The sequence below is a fragment of the Syntrophomonas curvata genome, from assembly GCF_052976825.1.
On the sequence record NZ_CM129641.1, the window covers coordinates 1,730,783 to 1,749,439 of the forward strand.

Consider the following 18,657-nt stretch of genomic DNA (forward strand, 5'->3'; position numbering starts at 1 on the left):
ATATACACTATATTATAGTAAATATATTAAATAATTGAAAATTAATGTAATTAGTTATGCAGGAGCCAATTGATTCCGCGAGCTTATAACAGCCCGGGAAAGCCGGCCGCAAGCGCCTGGTTTCTACGGCTTGCAGATTATATGGCCAGAATCACGGCAGCCGGGTAAAGACGGCTTCCCCCAAGATGGCGCCAGGCAGGTATTCAATAATGATTTCTGGTACAATATGATTTAGCTGTACCTTGATTTACAATATGCTAACGACAGGTGAACGGAATGAAAGAAGAAATTGAATTGATTGCCACGGCCGGTTTTGGATTGGAAGCTGTCGTAGCCCGCGAGGTCAAGCGGCTGGGCTATGACGACCTTACAGTGGAAAATGGCGGAGTAACTATCCGGGCAGACCTGGAAGCTATCCCCCGGCTCAATTTATGGTTAAGGTGCGCCGATCGGATTCTGGTCAAAATGGGTGAATTTCCTGCCCGTTCCTTTGAGGAACTGTTTCAGAACACCCGGGCTCTGCCCTGGGCTGACTTGATACCTGAGGATGGCAATTTCCCGGTTGAAGGGAAATCAATCAAGTCGCAACTATTTAGTGTATCGGATTGCCAGGCTATTGTGAAAAAGGCGGTTGTCGAGAAGATGAAAGAGCGCTACCGGCTGCAATGGTTTCCTGAGACTGGTGCCCGCTATACAATTGAAGTAGCTTTGTTGAAAGATATTGCGACCCTTACGGTCGATACCAGCGGCGCTGGTCTGCACAAGAGAGGATATCGCAGGTTAAGTGCTCCCGCGCCACTGAAGGAAACTTTGGCCGCTGCCTTGATTGATTTAAGTTACTGGGATAATGACCGGTTGCTGCTGGATCCCTTTTGCGGTTCCGGTACTATTCCCATTGAGGCTGCCCTGATAGGACTTAATATAGCTCCGGGCTCAAATCGGGAGTTTGCGGCAGAAAAATGGCCGCTGATACCTAAAAAGTATTGGCAATTGGCCCGAAGTGAAGCTCGTGACCGAATTAAGCGGGAAAAGAAGCTGTCTATTCGCGGAACCGACATAGACAAGGAAGTGTTGAGCCTGGCCCGTTATCACGCCCGCCAGGCCGGGGTGGAAGAACATATACATTTTCAGGCAATGCCGGTTTCGGCTGTGAGCAGTCATGATAAGTATGGCTGCATTATCTGCAATCCTCCTTACGGGGAGCGCTTGGAAGACAAGGCAACGGTAGAGGAATTATATAGGCAAATGGGTGGAGTTTTCAGAGTTCTGGATAGTTGGTCTGTTTATGTACTTACGGCCCACCAGCGATTTGAAAGCTTATACGGCCGAACGGCAGACCGCAGGCGCAAACTGTATAACGGGCGTATCCAATGCTGCTATTATCAATTCTACGGCCCCCGCCCCCCAAAAGACCGGATATGAGAAACGCGGCATCGGTTAAAACCACAGATCAGCCACTGGAGATGACGGCGGCACGGCCGTCATCTCCAGTGGCTCTTGGGACCGGTAAAAGCCTGCTTTCAGCGTTCAGTGCAATAGACAAAGCCGACTGTCCCCAACCCGGTATGCAGACCTATCACCGGGCCGATGGAATGTATGCTGACCGGCAGACCGTAGCGCTCCTGCAAGGTTTGCCGCAATTGATGAGCCTTTTCCGGGGCGTTTATATGGTGCACTGCTATTTCCTTAAGGCCATATTTTTTGATATCTTCTTCCATCAGCTCCGTCATTCGTTTAAGAGCGGCGGATGTACCGCGGGCTTTATGCAGTAAATGAGTCATGCCTTTTTTCATGTCTACCGTCAAAATGGGGCGTATATTTAATATCGAACCCAACAAAGCCGATGCGGTTCCGATACGCCCACCTTTTTTCAAATACTCAAGGGTCTCCGGGACAAAGTAGAAGCGAACCCGATCCCGTGTATGCTGGGCAGCATGTACAACCTTCTCCAGGGTTTTACCGGCTTTGGCCGCCCGTGCCGCTTCCAGCACCTGCAGCCCTAAAGCCATGCAATTGGTGCGCGAATCCAGGATTTCAATTTTGGCGCCGGAGAATTCGTCTAAGAGCTGATGCTTGATGTTCATAGCGGTATTATAAGTACCACTCATTGCTGATGATATAAAAACAGCTACAATATCATCACCTCGAGAAAGTATCCGTTTAAAAACCTGGTATATTTCGCCTGGTGTAGGCTGGGAGGATGTAGGGATGATACCGGTTCTCTCAATCTTATTGTAAAAATATGCATAATCTACTTCGGTTTCTTTGAACGATTCATCAGTAAAGTGAACCGTAAGCGGAATCACACTTATATCCAATTCTTGCTGTGATTCTGCGTTTATATAGGAAGTACTGTCGGTAACAACTGTTATGCCCATCACTTTATTCCCTCCTGAATTGCTATCCTGAAGTATTTCAAGACATATACGGCAAATCCTTTAAAATCGGAAGATAATTATTCTGCCCTATTTATGCAATGTATAAATATGGTATGAATAGGAGATTATTTTAGCAAAATATACAATTGCCGGGAGGATGTTGAATTGATTTCTTTTTCCGAATTTAGTAAGCTGTCCAGCGACCACAAGCGGGAGTACCTGATGGAAATAAGGGCTGAACATAGCGTTAAAGAGATAATGGAGCAATGGGGCATTACCCGTCCCCTCTTTTACCAAATCGCGCATGAAGTTGACCTGCCCTTGGCTCGCAAAGGCGGTTCCAAAAATCAGCCCAAGCCTAAAAATAATAATAAGAAAGAAGCGCCTAATCATATGGCTGAGGGAACAGCTTACGGGGCTATTGAAAGCGATGATGCAACCAACAACAAACTGCATTTCTCTTTGGATACGGTGGGAACAATCAGCATGGTAAGCAACATATTAAGCTTTATCGGCCAGTTTCCGGAGCAGGAAGTGCGGATAAAAATGGAAGTGGAGGTTTTGTAAAATAGAAGACAGAGGAGAGGTTCCCCAATATACTGATGATTTGGAAACCTCTCCTGAGATTAGAAGGATTTGCACCCTCGGTGCCAGGTATAAACCCAATCCCGTCCCTGAACTGTGTGCTTGTACCCTGCGGGAGCCTTGGGATATGGCCTGCGGCCATGGAGGTTCAGTAGGCAATTCTCATAAGGCTGCTACGGAAATCTTGCTGATATGATTCGTTGATATTACCTGTAATATAAGCATTAACCTGCTGGCCGGTTTTTAACGGGCCGCTGCCGGCCGGGACATCTATTAAAACATTGCAGGCAACCAGGGACTTCAGCACCCCATTCCCCTGCTCGCCGGTAAGTCTGACAAAATCCATGCCATTCCGCCGGTGCAGCCGCGCTCGCAAGAACCTCCTCTCGGGGCTGGGCTTGTCAAAGCGGTCCAGGAAGACCGCTTTGGTTTTACCGGGCAGAAGCTGATTTTGCCCCATCATTTTTTTAAGTACGGGCACTGCCACAAGATCAAAGGTTACCATAGCTGCCGCAGGGTTTCCCGATAGTCCAATTATGATCTTATTATCTTTTAGCGCCGCTATCAGCGGAGAACCGGGCTTCATTTTTATTTTCCAGAAAATTATTTCCGCCCCCAATTCTGACAGGGCATCCTGTACAACATCATAGTCCCCTACGGATACGCCTCCGGTGCTTATAACAATGTCAGCCGTTGCCAATCCCTGTTGCAGACAGGCAGCTACCGCTTCAACCCTATCTGGCACATTCCCCAGGATTACCGGCAAAGCACCCAGCTCCCGGCAACGTGCCTCCAGGCTATACAGGCTGCTGTTATAAATCTTGCCTGGGACCAGCGGTTCAAAGGGTGTCATAAGCTCATCGCCGGTAGAGACAATAGCTGCCCTGATTTGAGAAAATACAGGTATCCGAGATAAACCCAGACTGGCCAGCAATCCGGCTAGGGCGGGACTAACAAGACTGCCCTGAGGGGCTACCAATTCTCCCTGAGTGATGTCGTCGCCGGCCTGGATAATATTACCGCCGGCTTTCAGGGGCTGGTAAACCTCTAGGCAATTCTCGCCTTCTTTAACGTCCTCGTATTTTATTACCGCATCTGCTCCGGCAGGCAAAGGAGCACCAGTCATGACTTTGATCGCTGTCCCGGGAACAACCTCCTGCCCGGGCATACAACCAGCCCGTACCTCTTCCCGCACTGTCAATCTGACAGGATTGAGCGGACTCGCTTTCCTGGTATCATGGGACCGTAATGCGTATCCATCCAGGGGCGATTTATTGAAAGGGGGAACATTGTCGCACGCTCTTATATCTTGGCCAACAACCCTGCCAAATGCCTCCATCAGCGGCACCAGAGTTTTTCCCAACGGTCGGGCCTGATTCAACAGAACTTCCTGGGCTTCTTCCAATAGCAGGTTTTCTCTCACGGCATTCGCCTCCTTATGCACCGGTTCCAAAGGAACAATCCGGGTAACGGCAAACATCACAGTACAGGCATAGTCCCCCCAACCCTAACCGGGCCAGCATTCCTTTACTTATTTTTTCTCCGCTGAGTACGGAAGGAATAATCAGGTCAAAAACCGTAGTTTTATGATACATTACACAGCCGGGCAATCCCAGGATAGGTATATTGCCCAGGTAGGCAACCATCATCATCGCCCCCGGCAGTACGGGTGCGCCGTAGCTTACAATATCAGCGCCGGTTGCCCTGATTGCAGCAGGAGTGACATCATCAGGATCAATCGACATTCCGCCGGTAGTTAAAACCAACTCTGCCCCCCGGTTAATCAACCAATCTATGGCTCGGGTTATTTCTACGGGATTATCAGGGACAACCAGCTGTTTGATGACCTCGCATCCATAGGACTCGATTTTGGCTTTAACCACTGGGCTGAATCTATCTTCGATGCGGTTATGGAACACCTCGCTGCCGGTGGTGACAATGCCCGCTTTTAACGGGCGGAATGGCCTGACCGCGGCGATTTCGTTATTTCGGCCCATTCGTTCGATGAGCTGCAGCTTCTGCTCTTCAATCAGAAGCGGAATTACTCTAACCCCTGCTATAACATCACCCTTTTTAACCGGCCTGCGATTATTGCGGGTCGCTACCGCAATTTCCTCTATCATGTTAATTTCAATCAAAAGTCCTTCGTTAATCAGGCTCATGCCGTCATAATCGGCCAGAAGATTAACCTTCCCCTCTTTGGGCTCGGTCAGGCTTATGCCCTGCCCTTTAACGGCATTTGCCAATCTTATTGCGGCTTCGTCCTCATGCACCTGGCTGTCATGAGCTTCCCAGACGAAAATATGCTCCTTTCCCAACTTTAGTAGCTCAGGTATGTCAGCTTCATTTATAACGTGGCCTTTTTTAAAAGCTGGTCCTTTAAATCCGCCGGGTACAATTTTGGTAATATCATGGCATAGAACAGCCCCTACCGCATCTTCTACCCTGATCGACTGCATTGCCTGTCTCCCTCCTTTTTGAGAAAACCTTGTCAACAACCTGACCGTCTTGATATTCCCCAGGCATTGCCATCCCCGGTTGAACGAGCCCTGCCCTTAAGAGCAGGACCCGTTCCTTCCCAGGCAAACTGCAAGCTCCCGTTTTAGCTGTAGAGGGTTCTGCCCGCTTCTGCTTCAATAGTTTCAGCCAGCAGTTTACTGACATATATATACCAGGCATGGCGGCTGGCTCTTTGCACCGCTTCGGCAAAGGCTGCCGCCCAATGTCCCAGGTGCCGATGTATGAATTGTTGCTTTCGCTGCAAAAAGTCCAGTCCGTCAGCACTATTGCTCATTGCTTCCAGATAAGCCAGGAACCATGTTTCTGCCGCAATATGATCGGGCATATCATGGAATCCCCGGGCCAGCTGCAACCCGGCCTCCTGATACATTTTGCTTACTGCCGCCGCCGGCGGGCCCATTACCAATCCCTTCTGCATTTTAATATCGTGCTCACGGTATACCGATTCATAGGGAGGGACTTCAACATGGCCGGGGCCGACGAACAACCGGCAGTACTCCACCTCCAATTCTTCCAGGTTCACCGGCAGCGGTGCGGTTTGGCCGAATTCTTTATCATACCGGCCCTGTTCAATGGCAGCAACCAGTTCGGGATGCGGATATGACAAAGCCAAGGCTAATAATTCGTAGCGACTCTGATTGGACATTACTTTCCCCCCTTGCGATTAGAAAAGCGGGCCCTTGACTGCGGTTAGAAAGTGCATGATTTTAGCAGTTACCTCACCTATCAGTACACAGGCCAGAGCAATTGAAAATGTTGATGCAAGCAGCCCTGATTTTGCTTTAAAACCTTTGGCAAGCAGGTAGACCGGAACCAACAAACCGATTACCAGTCTAATCAAAGTAATCAGCATCAGAGACGGAACCGCTACCCCCTGGGCCGACAGCGCAGACAAGGCCATCCTGACCTGGGCATCATAAGCAATATTGACTATCAGGCTTACCACCAGGACTAAGAATATAGCGGTGGTAATAGGTTTTATAATGTTGCCGGGCAGTTCTTTGCCTGCCAACACCAGAAACAAGAATCCGCCCAGCAGCAGCCCGGAAAAGATGTCAATCAATACTACCATGGTAGTATTCCAGGCTGGAATCGCCTGTACCGAAGCATAGATCATGCCCATGCAGATAAAGGTGCCCACACCGGCCAGTACGGCCAGGTAAAGCAACGGGTCCAGTTTCTTGACGGCTTCCATTCCGGATTTCTTGATTAAAAGGAAATAAAGCACGGTACAGGCGGTAAATGCACCGGCGAATAATCCCTCCCGGGAGAGCCAGGATGAGGGATTGGCCACCAGGTTCATAAACCTTTCCATATGGCCCAGATGGAGGGTAGCAAAGATTACTCCCAGAACCGCCAGTATAGCTGCAGTTAAGAGTATACGGGATAAGACCTTGTAGTTATGATCCCGGTCTATAAATCTTCCTGCCGCAAACCATATCACCAATCCAATAGAAGTCCCTAAAAGAAGGTAACTGGTTGCCAGGCTGTATGGTATATGCATTGTCGTCCCTCCTTAGAATAGATATTGGGTCGTCGGGTTGGTACCCTGTTCCGGTAACAAAACCTTGCTGCTGCGTTTGTTGATTAGTTCAGCTACTTCGGAATTGGGATTGTTCAAATCCCCAAACTTAATGGCTCGTGCCGGACAGCATAGTACGCACATAGGTTCTTCGCCCTGGTCCAGACGCTGCGCGCACATGTTGCATTTATCGCTGACGCCGGCCTCAGCATCAAATTGGGGGACATTATAAGGACACACCCAGGTACAGTACTGACAGCCTATGCACTTGCTTTTATCCAAATCGACAATGCCATCTTCTCTTTTATGCATTGCCCCCGAAGGACAGGCCTTAATGCAGGGAGCGTTATCGCAATGCTGGCAGGGCACCGGAGTCCAATACATTTTTAGGTTGGGGTAAACCCCGACTGGCTTATCGAAGTGCAAATTGCCTTCGGGGTTGAACACCCGCATACGGGCTATGCCCAGAGGCACATTGTTTTCCATTTTGCATGCCACCGTACAGGTACGGCAACCCACGCATCTTTTGGTGTCTATGATCAGAGCATATTTTTTACTCATCTGCTATTCCCCCCTTTTCACACCTTTTCAATTTCAACCAGGTTGTCGTATGGAGCATAATTGCTTTCAAATACGGCATCGTGCACCGGGTTCAACTCCATATGGGTCAGAGAGGGAAGATGTCCGTCCTTAAACTGTTTCTTCCAGTAACCTTCATAGATATTGACACACCCCGGTTTGATTCCTTCCATGACCCGGGCTTTAAGAACCACATGACCGCGGTCGTTGAAGACCTTCACCGTATCTCCGTCCCTTATGCCCCGCTGATTGGCATCCTCCCGGCTGATATCGACCCGCGGTTCCGGGTTGACCTCCTTGATCCAGGGCAGGGTGGCATGCTGGGAATGGACGGTGAAGACACTATGCACGTTCATAAAGGTAAGCGGATATTTTTTAGCCTTGGGTTTGCGGTTGCTCTCCAGCGGTTCCACATAGACCGGCAGAGACTCGCCCAAATCGTGCAGGTAGTCCAGATAAATTTCCAGCTTGCCGGACGGAGTAAAGTATTTCTGGTCGGCAAATGGTATGAAATCATCCGAGTACAGTGCCCGGGTCACACCAGTCTCCCACAGTTCTTTTTTATTGATATCACGCAGCCGGTCTTCCAGGAAATTGTCGATAACTTCGTTGACACTGTCCGCAACCGTTCCCCAGTACTTGCCGTATCCCATACGTTCCGAGATTTCAGCATAAATGGTATGATCCTGTTTGGCTTCCCACATAGGCTTGATGCACTGTTTGCGCAGCTGGAAGTAATAATTGGACCAGGCGGCTACCAGTTCCCCTTCCTGTTCATACCAGGAGCAGGCCGGAAGAACCACGTCGGCATAGGTGGTGGCATCGTTCATCAACTGCTCATTCACTACAATCAGTTCCAGACGGGGAGCAATTTCCTTGATAAATAGGTTATAATTAGGCATCTGGGTCCCGTAATTATAATGGTTGAACCAGATTCCTCTGATCGGATAGGGCTTATCCCGGGGAAGGTCTTCAAACATATGGCTGCCAACCACATTCTTCTCCTGATAGCCCTCATCCAGACGAGGATTCAACCAGCATGGCGGAGTTGCGGCAATAGTTTTAAACAGGGTTCCGCCCGCCCAGGATACTCCCCCGCCCTTTTTACCATGGTTTCCGCACATGGCTCCAAGCAGGATGGCGTTTCTAAATCCCTGATGGCCCTGCCAGTAGCGGTTGGAGCCCTGGCTGATACGGATCGCGGCCGGATGGGTGGTAGCATATTCCACGGCCAGTTTGGTTATTACATCGGCTGGAACTTCGCATACCTCGCTGGCCTTTTGCACCGGCCATTGCTTGATGTAATCTTCAATCAGATCCCAGGCGGTGCGGCATTCGGCTTTACTGCCGTCGGCCAGGGATACGGTAACCTTGCCCGATAGGGCTGCACCGGCATCGCTCCGCACCCGGACAGCGCCGGTGAGTGCGTCAATTACCATAAACTCTTCGGCAGTGCCGCCGTTAATGTCTTTTGCCTTTAGAAATCTGCCATTATCGGTGCGCACCAGGAAAGTTCCGTTGGTGTTTTGAGCCAGGAACTGCCGGTCATGCAGGTTTTTGCTCAGAATTACGTTGGCCATGCCCAGCATCATGGCAGCATCGGTGCCGGGACGCAATGCAATCCATTGATCCGCCTTGGAGGCGGTGTTGGAAAAACGAGGGTCGACAACAATCAGCTTCATGCCGTTTTCCATGGCATCCCAGATAAAGCGGGTATCGTTTAATGAGGTCTCGGCATAGTTGCAGGCAAAGAGAATATTCAGTTTGCAATTCATCAAATCAGGCCAGGGGTGGGCATCCTGCAGCATGCCGGTGGCTGGGAAAAATCCAATATTGGAGGCCAGGTCGCCCATGATACCCAAATTGGTGAGTATGGTACCCTTCATAACATTGGCTATACGGTGGGAGATTAACTGGCCAAAAACACCGTAGTCTCCGGTCATGCTCATCCAGGCCATAGCTCCGTCACCGTATTGGGCCTGCATACTCTTAATCTTGTCCGCAATATAGTCGTAGGCTTCATCCCAGGAAATCCGCTTCCACTTGCCCTCGCCCCGCTTTCCTACCCGCATCATGGGATACTTGACCCGATCGGGAGAGTAGGTTCGCTGCATGGCGTTCGAAATACCCTTGAGGCATATCCTCTTGTACCGGTTATCAGGAAAATCAGCGGGTTCAACTTTGATTATTCTATTGTCCTTAACGTGAACTAAATGTCCGCAACTGTTAACACAGTTGGGAGCACAGGCAGTACGAACCAGCTTGACACCTTCTTCAGCAACGGCGGCTTTAGCCGAAGCAGGTTCAAAAACGTTGGTAAACTGGCTGGCTCCGTAGGTCAAGGCTGCAGTAGCGGCTGAGGCCTTGACGAAATTTCTTCTGGTTAGTTTTATCCCCACTTGAGAGCACCTCCTGCAAATTATTAAGGGATTTCCGGCCAGATAAGCTTAGGTTTGCATTGGCTGGTTATGCATCCGGGGCAGATTGTCTGGTTTTGACTGATATTAGCCAGGTAACTCTGGTGGCACAATGTGCAGGTTTTCAGTTCCCCCTGAGCCAGGGAGATTCTGTGTGCCGGGCCGTCATTGGGTATGGTCCAGTCTACTTTTATTGCCTGAGCCGGACAGGTGGCGGCACATAAGCCACACATATTACAGGCCGTCGGGTCAACAGTCAGACTTATACCGGTTTCTGATTTTTCCATTTTCATGGCTCCCGACGCGCAAAGGATGGAACAACTGCCGCAAAAAGTACATCTTTCATCAATTTCCGGATGGCGTAAATATCCCGGTTCCATCAATTTAACTTTCTCCGGTTCCAGATGAGATATTACGTAGCGGAATAACTTTCTCCGCAGGGACAGGCTCTGGGAAAATCTGTGATATGAGTGTTCTTCCGGTTGTTGACTCAGTAGTTCATCCATTATCCGGCGGGCTTCTCCGCTTAATGCGCGCAGCATTCCTCTACGGCTGTAGTCTACGGATAATTTCGTCTCCGGGGTGTTTTCCGGCAGGTCGCAATAGACCTGCAGACAATCGGTGTCGGCGGGATAAATGCAGCCCAGTTTCTCCAGGGTATTAATCCAGTTGCTCCGGCCGGTTTGGCATCGGCAGTCCTGGCATAGCTCCGGCTGGTAAAGAATATTTACCTTTCGGCTCCCCTGGCAAAGCAAGTAGAAAACCAGTTCCGGGGTTAATTCGCCCAGGCAATTCAAACGCACCGCATCATTAATCGGGGCCGCCCGGTGGCAGGTCAACCATATATAAGGGCGCCGGTCACGACTGACATTAATGACCCGGACGAAACCGCCCCACAACTGATCCAGAACTCCAGTCGGACAAGCTACTGCACAAAGGCCACAGGAAATACAATCCGATATTTGCACTTCCTTGCCGGTCTGTTTTATACCTTGCACTGGACAGCTATCTTCACAAGCCCGGCATAATTTTTTGCCGCTGCGGATATTAAGACAGAGATGATTCCAGACCTTAAGATTTACCTGCTCCCCGGAGTCGGCATCCTCGAAAAGATGCAGCAGTCTGTCCAGCATGGCTTCACCTCCTTTGTTAATGCGATGACCTGTACAATTTAATTCTAAGCATAAATCACTATGATTTCGACAATAAACTGCAATATGTAAACATGTTTACCACCAAATGTAAACTGCATTGACATTTATGAAAAAAAGGAGGGAGATGTGATAATTCATCTCCCTGATTTATGATATGCTGATGAAGCCTGTAAGCCGGATTATTATATATCGAAGTGAATGTCGGCAGTCATCCTTTTATAGTAGCCAAGGTGTATTTCCATGGCTTCTTCGGCTTTTTTTACGTCCTGCTGCACGATGGCTTGATAAATATTCATTAAGGTATGGTTCAGTTCCTGGCGGAGAACTTCCGGTGCGGGGGTGGTCATGGCATATAGCTCCTGTGCCATGGTTGTAGCCTGAACGGTAATGATCAGCATCGGGTTATGGGTGGCCTCCGCTACCCGGCGGTGAAACTCAATATCCTGGCTGTGATACTCGTAATCGCTCAAGTACTCCCCTGTGGGCAGAGCTGCGGCGATAGCCTGGATATCCTCTGCGGTACGGCGCAATGCGGCCAGACCGCTTCCTTTCACCTCAATCATGGAACGTATCTCCATCAGGTGAGAGCTGTTAATCCGGTTGCTGTTTAGGGAAAGGGAAAGATAGCGTCCCAAATAGGTTGCTACTTGGTTAACGTTTTTGTTGCATACGTACCATCCGCCATGAGCCCCCTTTTTCGCCTCCAGGATGTGTTCATTTTCAAGAGTCATAAGAGCATTGCGCACCGTTGGCCGGCTTACTCCATATTCTTCTGCCATTGTTACTTCCGGCGGAAGCTTCGAGCCCAGTTTTAATTCGCCCCTCAGTATGGAGTCGAGCAAGTCTTCAACAATTTGGCCGCTGACATTGCGTATTTCTGACGCTTTTTTACTCATTGCCATCCCTCCCGTTCGGTTTACAGAATCTCCAGAGCATAGAGCCGGGCCGCTGTATCTTTACTTATATAGCCGGCTTTCAGATCGTATTCCACCTGTTTCAGACTGCGTTTGGAGGGGGGGCCATACCCTCCCCCGCCGCCGGCCAATTGGTGAAAAACCGTTCCCCGCGGCAAGGGGCCCACCAAATCTTTGCTGGCGGGTTTTATTATTTCACCGGAAGGCAAGGTAATATCGATCATATTGGTGCTTCCTTGACCGCCGCCGGCCAGTCCGAAAGCGGCAGCTTCTTCATTTAAGCCGTCGCCGAATATATTGGCGTATATATTATCCTCAGTAACTTCCAGTAATGTTTCGACGCCTAAACCTCCTCGGTATTGGCCTGCTCCGGCAGAGTCCCGGGCCAGTTCAAAGCGGTGGAAAGTAACCGGATTTTCCATTTCAAAGAGCTCCGGGTCCTGAGCAGTAATCCCTCCTCCGCCGCCGATCAGACCTAAATGCGACCATCCGTCGTGGCCCTGGGTGGCGCCGCTGCCGCCCTTGCAGGCATTGATCAACATGTCGGCAAAACGACGCTTGCGTTTAGAATCGTAACCGGACAACATAACGCACAAAAGCGGGTTCCATCCGGCAGTAACCCGCTCAGGTACAGCCTGAAACAGAGCCTTCATTACTACGGCTCCGATCTGGTCGGTCAAATGATTGCCGAAGCCGGTAGCAGCAGGGAACTCCGGGTTTAGTATACTACCCCGGGGGACCGTGAAGCTTAATGCCCTCATCATGCCCTGGTTTTTGGGAAAAATATCTTTAAGGCACATCAGCAGGGCTAAAAGCGAGCCGGAAAGGGTAACGGCACAGGGAGCATTTACATAACCCGGAGTTTGTTCAGTTGTGCCGGTATAATCAAAATGAATCGAATCATGTCCTACCGACAGCTTAAGGTTGATATGCATAACCCGCCCGGGATCAACCCCATCGTCAAAGACAGGATGAGATGCTTTGTATTCACCGGCGGGTATAGCAGCGATTTTTTCTTTGATTGAGATCTCAGATGAATCAAACAGGTAGTTCAGATTAGTCTGAAATGTATTTATACCCAGTGCTGCCATCAGTTGCTCCAACCCTTGGCAGGCAAGCTGGCAGGCTCCTACCATGGGCTGGATATCTTCTTTGACAATCGGCAGACGGATGTTGGCAAAGATTAAATCCCAGATATCGCGGCGCAGCCGCCCCCGTTCGTAGATCTTAACCGGGGTTATACGCAGCGCTTCCTGCCATATTTCCCTGGCCCCGGGGTTATACCCACCTGGTACGGCACCGCCCACATCGGCCTGGTGGGCATTAATGGCAGCAAAGCAGACGAGCTTGTCTTCCCAGAAGACAGGCTTTACGATTTTAACATCAGAAGCCTGGTTGCCCCCGGTAAAGGGGTCATTGTGCATGATCACATCGCCGGGGTGAAGGTCGTCGCAATAATATTGGGCAATGGCTTTAATCGAGGAGGGGACAGTGTAAGCCATTATGGGGATAAACTCACTTTGCTCCCATATTCCTCCGTCGGCGCCGTAGATGCCGGTGCAGAAATCACGGGCTTCACTGAGGTTAAGCGAACGGCAGCTATACATCATGGCCATGGCCATCTGCCGGGTAATGGATTTTAGTTTTTTTTGCATTAATGCTGCGGAAATAGGATCCATGACGGTTTAATGCCTCCAATTCACTGCTAGATTGAACCGGGAGAAGGCCTATAGCTGCTTCATGACAAAGCACCTGCCTTCACAGAACAGAGCAAAGCCAGACGGTACCACAATGGTGGAATGACGCTGTTCCACCAGGGCGGGACCCGCCAGATTTGAGCCTATGGACATATCGTCGCCATCATAAACCGGAATCTCCATGAAAAAACCGGCTTCCTCCAGGCAAGCCCGACGGCTTCCTTTAAGAACGGGCCTTCCGCAATTACCGGTTATGCATTCCATGCATGAGGCCTGACGCGGTTCCCCCTGCACCACTATTGATAATCCGATTATCTCTATCATGGTATCATGTTCAGAAAGGTCATATCCATACAGATTATAATGCTGGTTGTGAAAAAGCCTGCTCAGTACACTACTGTCCAGCATGTCGAATTCGGTTATTTCCACCGCAATTTCATGGTGTTGCCCATAATAACGCATAAACACTGATTTATGGGTCAGATTCAAACCCCTTACATTGGGAGCCTGGCTCTTGGCTTCCGACCATAAATTTTCATAAGTGTTCTGCATGGTTTGCCATTGCATATCAGCAATAAGGCAATAGCTATGGCGGTAATAGTCGCGCCGATAGTTGCAGCAGAGCATACCCACCGCGCACATGACCGAAGATTCACGTGATATCAATAACCTGCCGATGCCCAGCTCGCGGGCGACATAAGCAGCATGCAAAGCGCCTGCTCCCCCGCCTACCACCATGGTCATTTCCCGGGGATCCAAACCTTTTTCCAGGGTTATTTCCTTAATGCCGGAGGCCATCTCGGTATTAACCATTTTATATATACCCAAGGCAGCAGTATCTATGTCGGTATGTAGCGGCAGGGCCACGTTTTCGTATATGGCCTGCCGGGCTGCCTGGGTATTGAGCTTCAATCTGCCCCCCAGAAAATACTCAGGATTAATCAAGCCCAGAGTTAAATCAGCATCGGTACAGGTAGCGTCTCTTCCACCCAGCCCATAGCAGGCTGGTCCTGGCTTGGCCCCGGCACTTTCCGGTCCTACATGGAGAAGACCGCCACTGTCAACCCGGGCAATGCTCCCCCCACCTGCACCGATAGTGTGGATATCAATCACGGGCAAACCGTAATACAGGCCGGCTACCATACTGCCGTCAGTCATGCCAGGATTTCCGCCCCGCAGCAGGGATACGTCGAAGCTGGTACCGCCCATATCCATTATAACAGCATCGGCGCTTTCAATTTCCTGCCCCAGGCACCTCACCATTCCCGGGCCTGCTGCCGGTCCTGACAGCAGGCTCATCACCGGAAGCTCCAGGGCTTTATCCACGGTAACCGTACCGCCATTGGACTGCATAATGAGCAAATCACCTTTAAAGCCCGATGATTGCAATTTCTCCTGCAATCCTTGCAAATAACGCTCCAGAATGGGCGCTACATAAGCATCCAATACCGTAGTGCTAACTCTGCGGTACATATGAACCCGGGGTAAAACCCGATGGCTCAGGCTAACATGCACCTGGGGCAGTTCCTCGTTGAGCAGCGCAGCCACTTGCATCTCGTGCAGCGGATTGACATAGCTGTGTGCCAATACTACAGCTACCGATTCGACTTCGGTCCTGGCTAGCAAGTGCAGCAGTTGCCGCAAAAAGGCTTGATCCAGGGGTCTGAGCACGTTACCCTGGTAGTCGATCCGTTCCCTGACCGGCAGGCGGAACCACCTTTCTACCAGCGGCGGAGGGGATTCGCAGTGATTGTTGTATAAATCATCTCTGACTCCCTGACGCATTTCCAGCAGGTCAATCAACCCTTCGGTAGTCAGCAGGGCGGTCGCCGATCCATTCCTGGTTAAAACGGCGTTGGTCGCGACCGTGGTACCATGCACAACAAGACCGACCTCAGCCAGCAGCCGATTTAAGTCCTGGCCCATATAGTCAGCCATTTCCGCCAGGCCGGCAATAATACCGTAATCAGATAGATCAGGCCGGGCCAGGCTTTTATAGCTGGTATGTCCGCCTGCATCATTTACCAGCAGGTAATCGATAAATGTACCGCCTGCATCAATCCCTAATAGGTAGTTCAAAACGCCAACCGCCTTTACTAAAGCTTTAATTGATTCAACAATTAGGATAAAGTTAGTTTACCTTATTACATTATAACTCAAAGATTCAGAATTACTCTTTAGGGCTGCCAGCCTTATTTTAGGCAATGGGGCCGGTTGCAACAATAGTTCCGGAATAAATAATTCGGATGGATAGAGCCTAAACTGTGCATTATGGTTATAATTAAAGTAAAGTTCATCAGTCACAGGCCTTGTCCTTATTTTTATTGTTCTTGCGGAGGCAGCTATGAGTCTTATTCGCATTAATGGGAATAGCTTCTATATCCCAGGCTCTACCAATACCGGAGCTTTCCTGTTCAAAGACAAATATTCACTGATAACAGATAGCGGCGACAGCAACCAGGCCGCTCGTAAAATACAGGAAAACCTGGAGGTTGACGGTTTTAAAATAAAATACGTAATTAATACCCACTCCCATATGGATCATTGCGGCGGAAATGCCTATTTAAAAGAAAAGTACCCCGGAAGCGTCTTTTTTGCTTCCCGGAGCGCACAGCTGTTCATTGAAAACGCTTTTTTATTTCCCCTTTACATCTACGGGGGTAAGCCACCGGAACAGTTAAGCCATGGTTTCGTGAGGGATAAAAGCATAGTACCGGATAATACCGTCACCGAGGGTATAATAAGGATAAACGACGAAAAGTTTGAGGTTTTCAGCCTGAATGGTCACGCCCCGGGACAGGTCGGAATCGGCACCCGGGATCGGGTCGGCTATCTGGGTGATGCCCTGTTTAGCCGCGAAAATATTGGTAAATATTCATTCCCTTTTTTATTCGATATTGAAGCACAGTATGAGACCTTGGATAAAATACCTGCGTTGAATTATGACTACTTTGTTCTGGGCCATGGCGAACAGGTTTATGAAAAGGAGGAGATCGAAAATCTGGTCAGGCTTAACCGCAGCAACCTGGACGACTATCTTAATATTTCCCTCGAGCTGCTGGAACAACCCCACAGTCGGGAGGAATTGCTGGAAGAGATCATCATACTGAAAGACCTGTGCCCGGATTTCAGGGAATATTTTTTTCTATCTTCTACCATGGCAGCTATGCTTAGCTTTCTTATCTTAAAAAATCAGGTGGAGTACCAATTGGAAAGCGGTCGCCTCTTCTATTACCGAAAAGCGTGAGATATTTCTAATTTATCTTGCCAAAGATGTATATTTTTTGGTAAAATAAATATCAATAAACTAATAACTATGTCAGGCTTTTAGCCGGGCCCTGCGGGGCAGCGGAATTACCGTGGGACTATTATGAAAATAACAGTCTAACGGTAATTTTTTAACTTTATGGGCAACATTTTTACAGGGAGTGTTAATATTGGATCGCTTGACCCTTTCTTTTTCAAACTTCATGCTCAGTAAGACTCTTAAAGAGGTGCCTCTCCAGGGCAGCATTGATAATCCTGACCATCGTAAAAAGGTAGCTTACCTGGAAGCATGGTTCAGTATAGTAGGTAATTTGGTGCTGGCGATTATCAAAGCGGTGCTGGGGATGATGGTTAACAGTATTTCCCTTATTGCGGATGCCGTGCACACCGCTTCCGACGTTTTAACTTCCATCGTAGTTATCGCCGGTTTTAAACTGGCAGCGCTTCCGGCGGATAATGAACATCCCCATGGGCATGGTCGAATCGAGTTTATCGCTACATTAATCATTTCTCTTCTGCTGGCCGCAGTAGGTGTAAAGTTCGGACTAGATTCGTATAAGCGTTTAGTTGGCAACACTCCGGTGGCGGGCAGCTATTTTGTGGTTATAGTAATGCTGCTGGCCGGCATGTTTAAGGAGCTTATGTCCCGCTTTTCTATCGACTTGGGTGAGAGAATCTCATCCTCTACCCTTATCGCCGATGCCTGGCACCATCGTACCGATGCCATAGCATCAATTCTGGTAGCGGTGGCCATACTGGCATCCAGGTTCGGATATTACTGGGTAGATGCCGTACTGGGCTTTTGCGTATCAGGCCTTATTATTTGGACCGGGGTTGAAATCTTCACGGATTCCTGCTCAAAACTGATTGGTGAGAATGATCCCGGGCAGGTGCAGGAGATTAACCGTTTAGCTCTTGCCATACCCGGTGTTATAGCTACCCATGATATAAGCGTGCATGATTACGGAGCCAACAAGGTAGTGGTTGTTCACATTGAAGTAGACAAGGAGCTTTCTCTGATAAAAGCACATGATATTGCCGAACTAGTCCAGGAAAACATAAATCGGAAGCTCTATACTTCTTCCACTACAGTACACGTTGATTGGACGGAAAGGAGTTCTTAAACCCGAGACATGGCAACAAAGATATTGGTTGATGCTGACGCTTGCCCCAGGTCGGTTCTGCAGATTTGCTTTAGGACAGCACCTAAATATGATATCCCAGTCTGGACCGTAGCCAGTTTTGATCATAATATTGAGTCTGATTACCATGTAGTGGTGGGCAACGCTTCACAGGAAGCTGATTTAAAAATAATCAATCTGACCGAAGCCGGGGATGTTGTCGTAACCCAGGACTGGGGACTGGCAGCCATGGTAATGGGTAAAGGAGCCCAGGCGCTGAGTCCTGCAGGGCTCATATATAAGGCTGACACCATGGATTTCCTGTTGGAAGAAAGAGAAATTAAAGCCAAGTTGCGGCGAGCGGGCGGTAGAACCAAAGGCCCCAAAAAACGCACCGCCGAAGACGACAGACGTTTTGAATACAGTTTAAATAAATGCCTTCAATGAATCTCCCTCTCCAGCTTTGACAGCTAAATTCCGCATTCCACATTATGGCCGGGGGT

Annotated in this window: 16 protein-coding genes; 5 read left to right on the top strand and 11 right to left on the bottom strand. The window is 49.3% G+C overall.

Going from position 1 to position 18,657, the window contains the following annotated elements:
* Positions 1–276 precede the first annotated feature (276 nt).
* Positions 277–1,422, top strand: a complete 1,146-nt coding sequence (locus ACU70B_RS07710; RefSeq protein ID WP_447182990.1) for a THUMP domain-containing class I SAM-dependent RNA methyltransferase — start codon at positions 277–279, stop codon at positions 1,420–1,422.
* Between the two features lie 98 nt (positions 1,423–1,520).
* On the opposite strand, the gene fakB is transcribed toward ACU70B_RS07710, so the two are convergent.
* Positions 1,521–2,378: a fatty acid kinase binding subunit FakB gene (gene fakB / locus ACU70B_RS07715; RefSeq protein WP_447185729.1), complete on the bottom strand. Its 858-nt coding sequence runs from the start codon at positions 2,376–2,378 to the stop codon at positions 1,521–1,523.
* A 165-nt stretch (positions 2,379–2,543) separates the two neighbouring features.
* Between fakB and ACU70B_RS07720 the strand changes: the two genes are divergently transcribed.
* Positions 2,544–2,945, top strand: coding sequence for a hypothetical protein (locus tag ACU70B_RS07720; protein ID WP_447182991.1), 402 nt, complete (start codon positions 2,544–2,546; stop codon positions 2,943–2,945).
* Between the two features lie 166 nt (positions 2,946–3,111).
* Here ACU70B_RS07720 and ACU70B_RS07725 read toward each other — a convergent pair whose 3' ends face one another.
* The 10 genes from ACU70B_RS07725 to ACU70B_RS07770 form a co-directional block, all read right to left on the bottom strand.
* Positions 3,112–4,386, bottom strand: coding sequence for a molybdopterin molybdotransferase MoeA (locus ACU70B_RS07725; protein ID WP_447182992.1), 1,275 nt, complete (start codon positions 4,384–4,386; stop codon positions 3,112–3,114).
* Between the two features lie 13 nt (positions 4,387–4,399).
* Positions 4,400–5,422, bottom strand: coding sequence for a molybdopterin-binding protein (locus ACU70B_RS07730; protein WP_447182993.1), 1,023 nt, complete (start codon positions 5,420–5,422; stop codon positions 4,400–4,402).
* Positions 5,423–5,565: 143 nt separating this feature from the next.
* Positions 5,566–6,129, bottom strand: a complete 564-nt coding sequence (locus ACU70B_RS07735; RefSeq protein WP_447182994.1) for a TorD/DmsD family molecular chaperone — start codon at positions 6,127–6,129, stop codon at positions 5,566–5,568.
* 18 nt (positions 6,130–6,147) lie between these two features.
* A complete protein-coding gene (locus ACU70B_RS07740; RefSeq protein ID WP_447182995.1) occupies positions 6,148–6,987 on the bottom strand; it encodes a dimethyl sulfoxide reductase anchor subunit family protein in 840 nt (279 codons plus the stop codon).
* 12 nt (positions 6,988–6,999) lie between these two features.
* The gene (locus ACU70B_RS07745; RefSeq protein ID WP_447182996.1) at positions 7,000–7,566 is read right to left on the bottom strand and encodes a 4Fe-4S dicluster domain-containing protein; all 567 of its coding nucleotides are present in this window, start codon (positions 7,564–7,566) and stop codon (positions 7,000–7,002) included.
* Positions 7,567–7,583: 17 nt separating this feature from the next.
* A complete protein-coding gene (locus ACU70B_RS07750) occupies positions 7,584–9,983 on the bottom strand; it encodes a molybdopterin-dependent oxidoreductase (protein WP_447182997.1) in 2,400 nt (799 codons plus the stop codon).
* 23 nt (positions 9,984–10,006) lie between these two features.
* Positions 10,007–11,134 carry an ATP-binding protein gene (locus tag ACU70B_RS07755; protein WP_447182998.1) on the bottom strand — a complete coding sequence of 376 codons (1,128 nt, stop codon included), beginning with the start codon at positions 11,132–11,134 and terminating at the stop codon, positions 10,007–10,009.
* A gap of 203 nt (positions 11,135–11,337) precedes the next feature.
* Entirely contained in the window at positions 11,338–12,051 is a 714-nt protein-coding gene (locus ACU70B_RS07760) for a FadR/GntR family transcriptional regulator (protein ID WP_447182999.1), read from the bottom strand.
* Positions 12,052–12,071: 20 nt separating this feature from the next.
* The gene (locus ACU70B_RS07765) at positions 12,072–13,748 is read right to left on the bottom strand and encodes a hydantoinase B/oxoprolinase family protein (RefSeq protein ID WP_447183000.1); all 1,677 of its coding nucleotides are present in this window, start codon (positions 13,746–13,748) and stop codon (positions 12,072–12,074) included.
* Positions 13,749–13,796: 48 nt separating this feature from the next.
* On the bottom strand, positions 13,797–15,845 hold the full coding sequence (locus tag ACU70B_RS07770; protein ID WP_447183001.1) for a hydantoinase/oxoprolinase family protein: 2,049 nt from the start codon (positions 15,843–15,845) through the stop codon (positions 13,797–13,799).
* Positions 15,846–16,110: 265 nt separating this feature from the next.
* On the opposite strand from ACU70B_RS07770, the gene ACU70B_RS07775 reads away from it, so the two are divergent.
* The 3 genes from ACU70B_RS07775 to ACU70B_RS07785 all read left to right on the top strand — a co-directional run bounded on the left by ACU70B_RS07775 (position 16,111) and on the right by ACU70B_RS07785 (position 18,601).
* Complete coding sequence (locus ACU70B_RS07775; RefSeq protein ID WP_447183002.1) at positions 16,111–17,013, top strand: MBL fold metallo-hydrolase; 903 nt, start codon at positions 16,111–16,113, stop codon at positions 17,011–17,013.
* Between the two features lie 190 nt (positions 17,014–17,203).
* On the top strand, positions 17,204–18,157 hold the full coding sequence (locus ACU70B_RS07780) for a cation diffusion facilitator family transporter (RefSeq protein WP_447183003.1): 954 nt from the start codon (positions 17,204–17,206) through the stop codon (positions 18,155–18,157).
* A gap of 9 nt (positions 18,158–18,166) precedes the next feature.
* Positions 18,167–18,601: a YaiI/YqxD family protein gene (locus ACU70B_RS07785; protein WP_447183004.1), complete on the top strand. Its 435-nt coding sequence runs from the start codon at positions 18,167–18,169 to the stop codon at positions 18,599–18,601.
* The last annotated feature ends 56 nt before the right edge of the window (positions 18,602–18,657 follow it).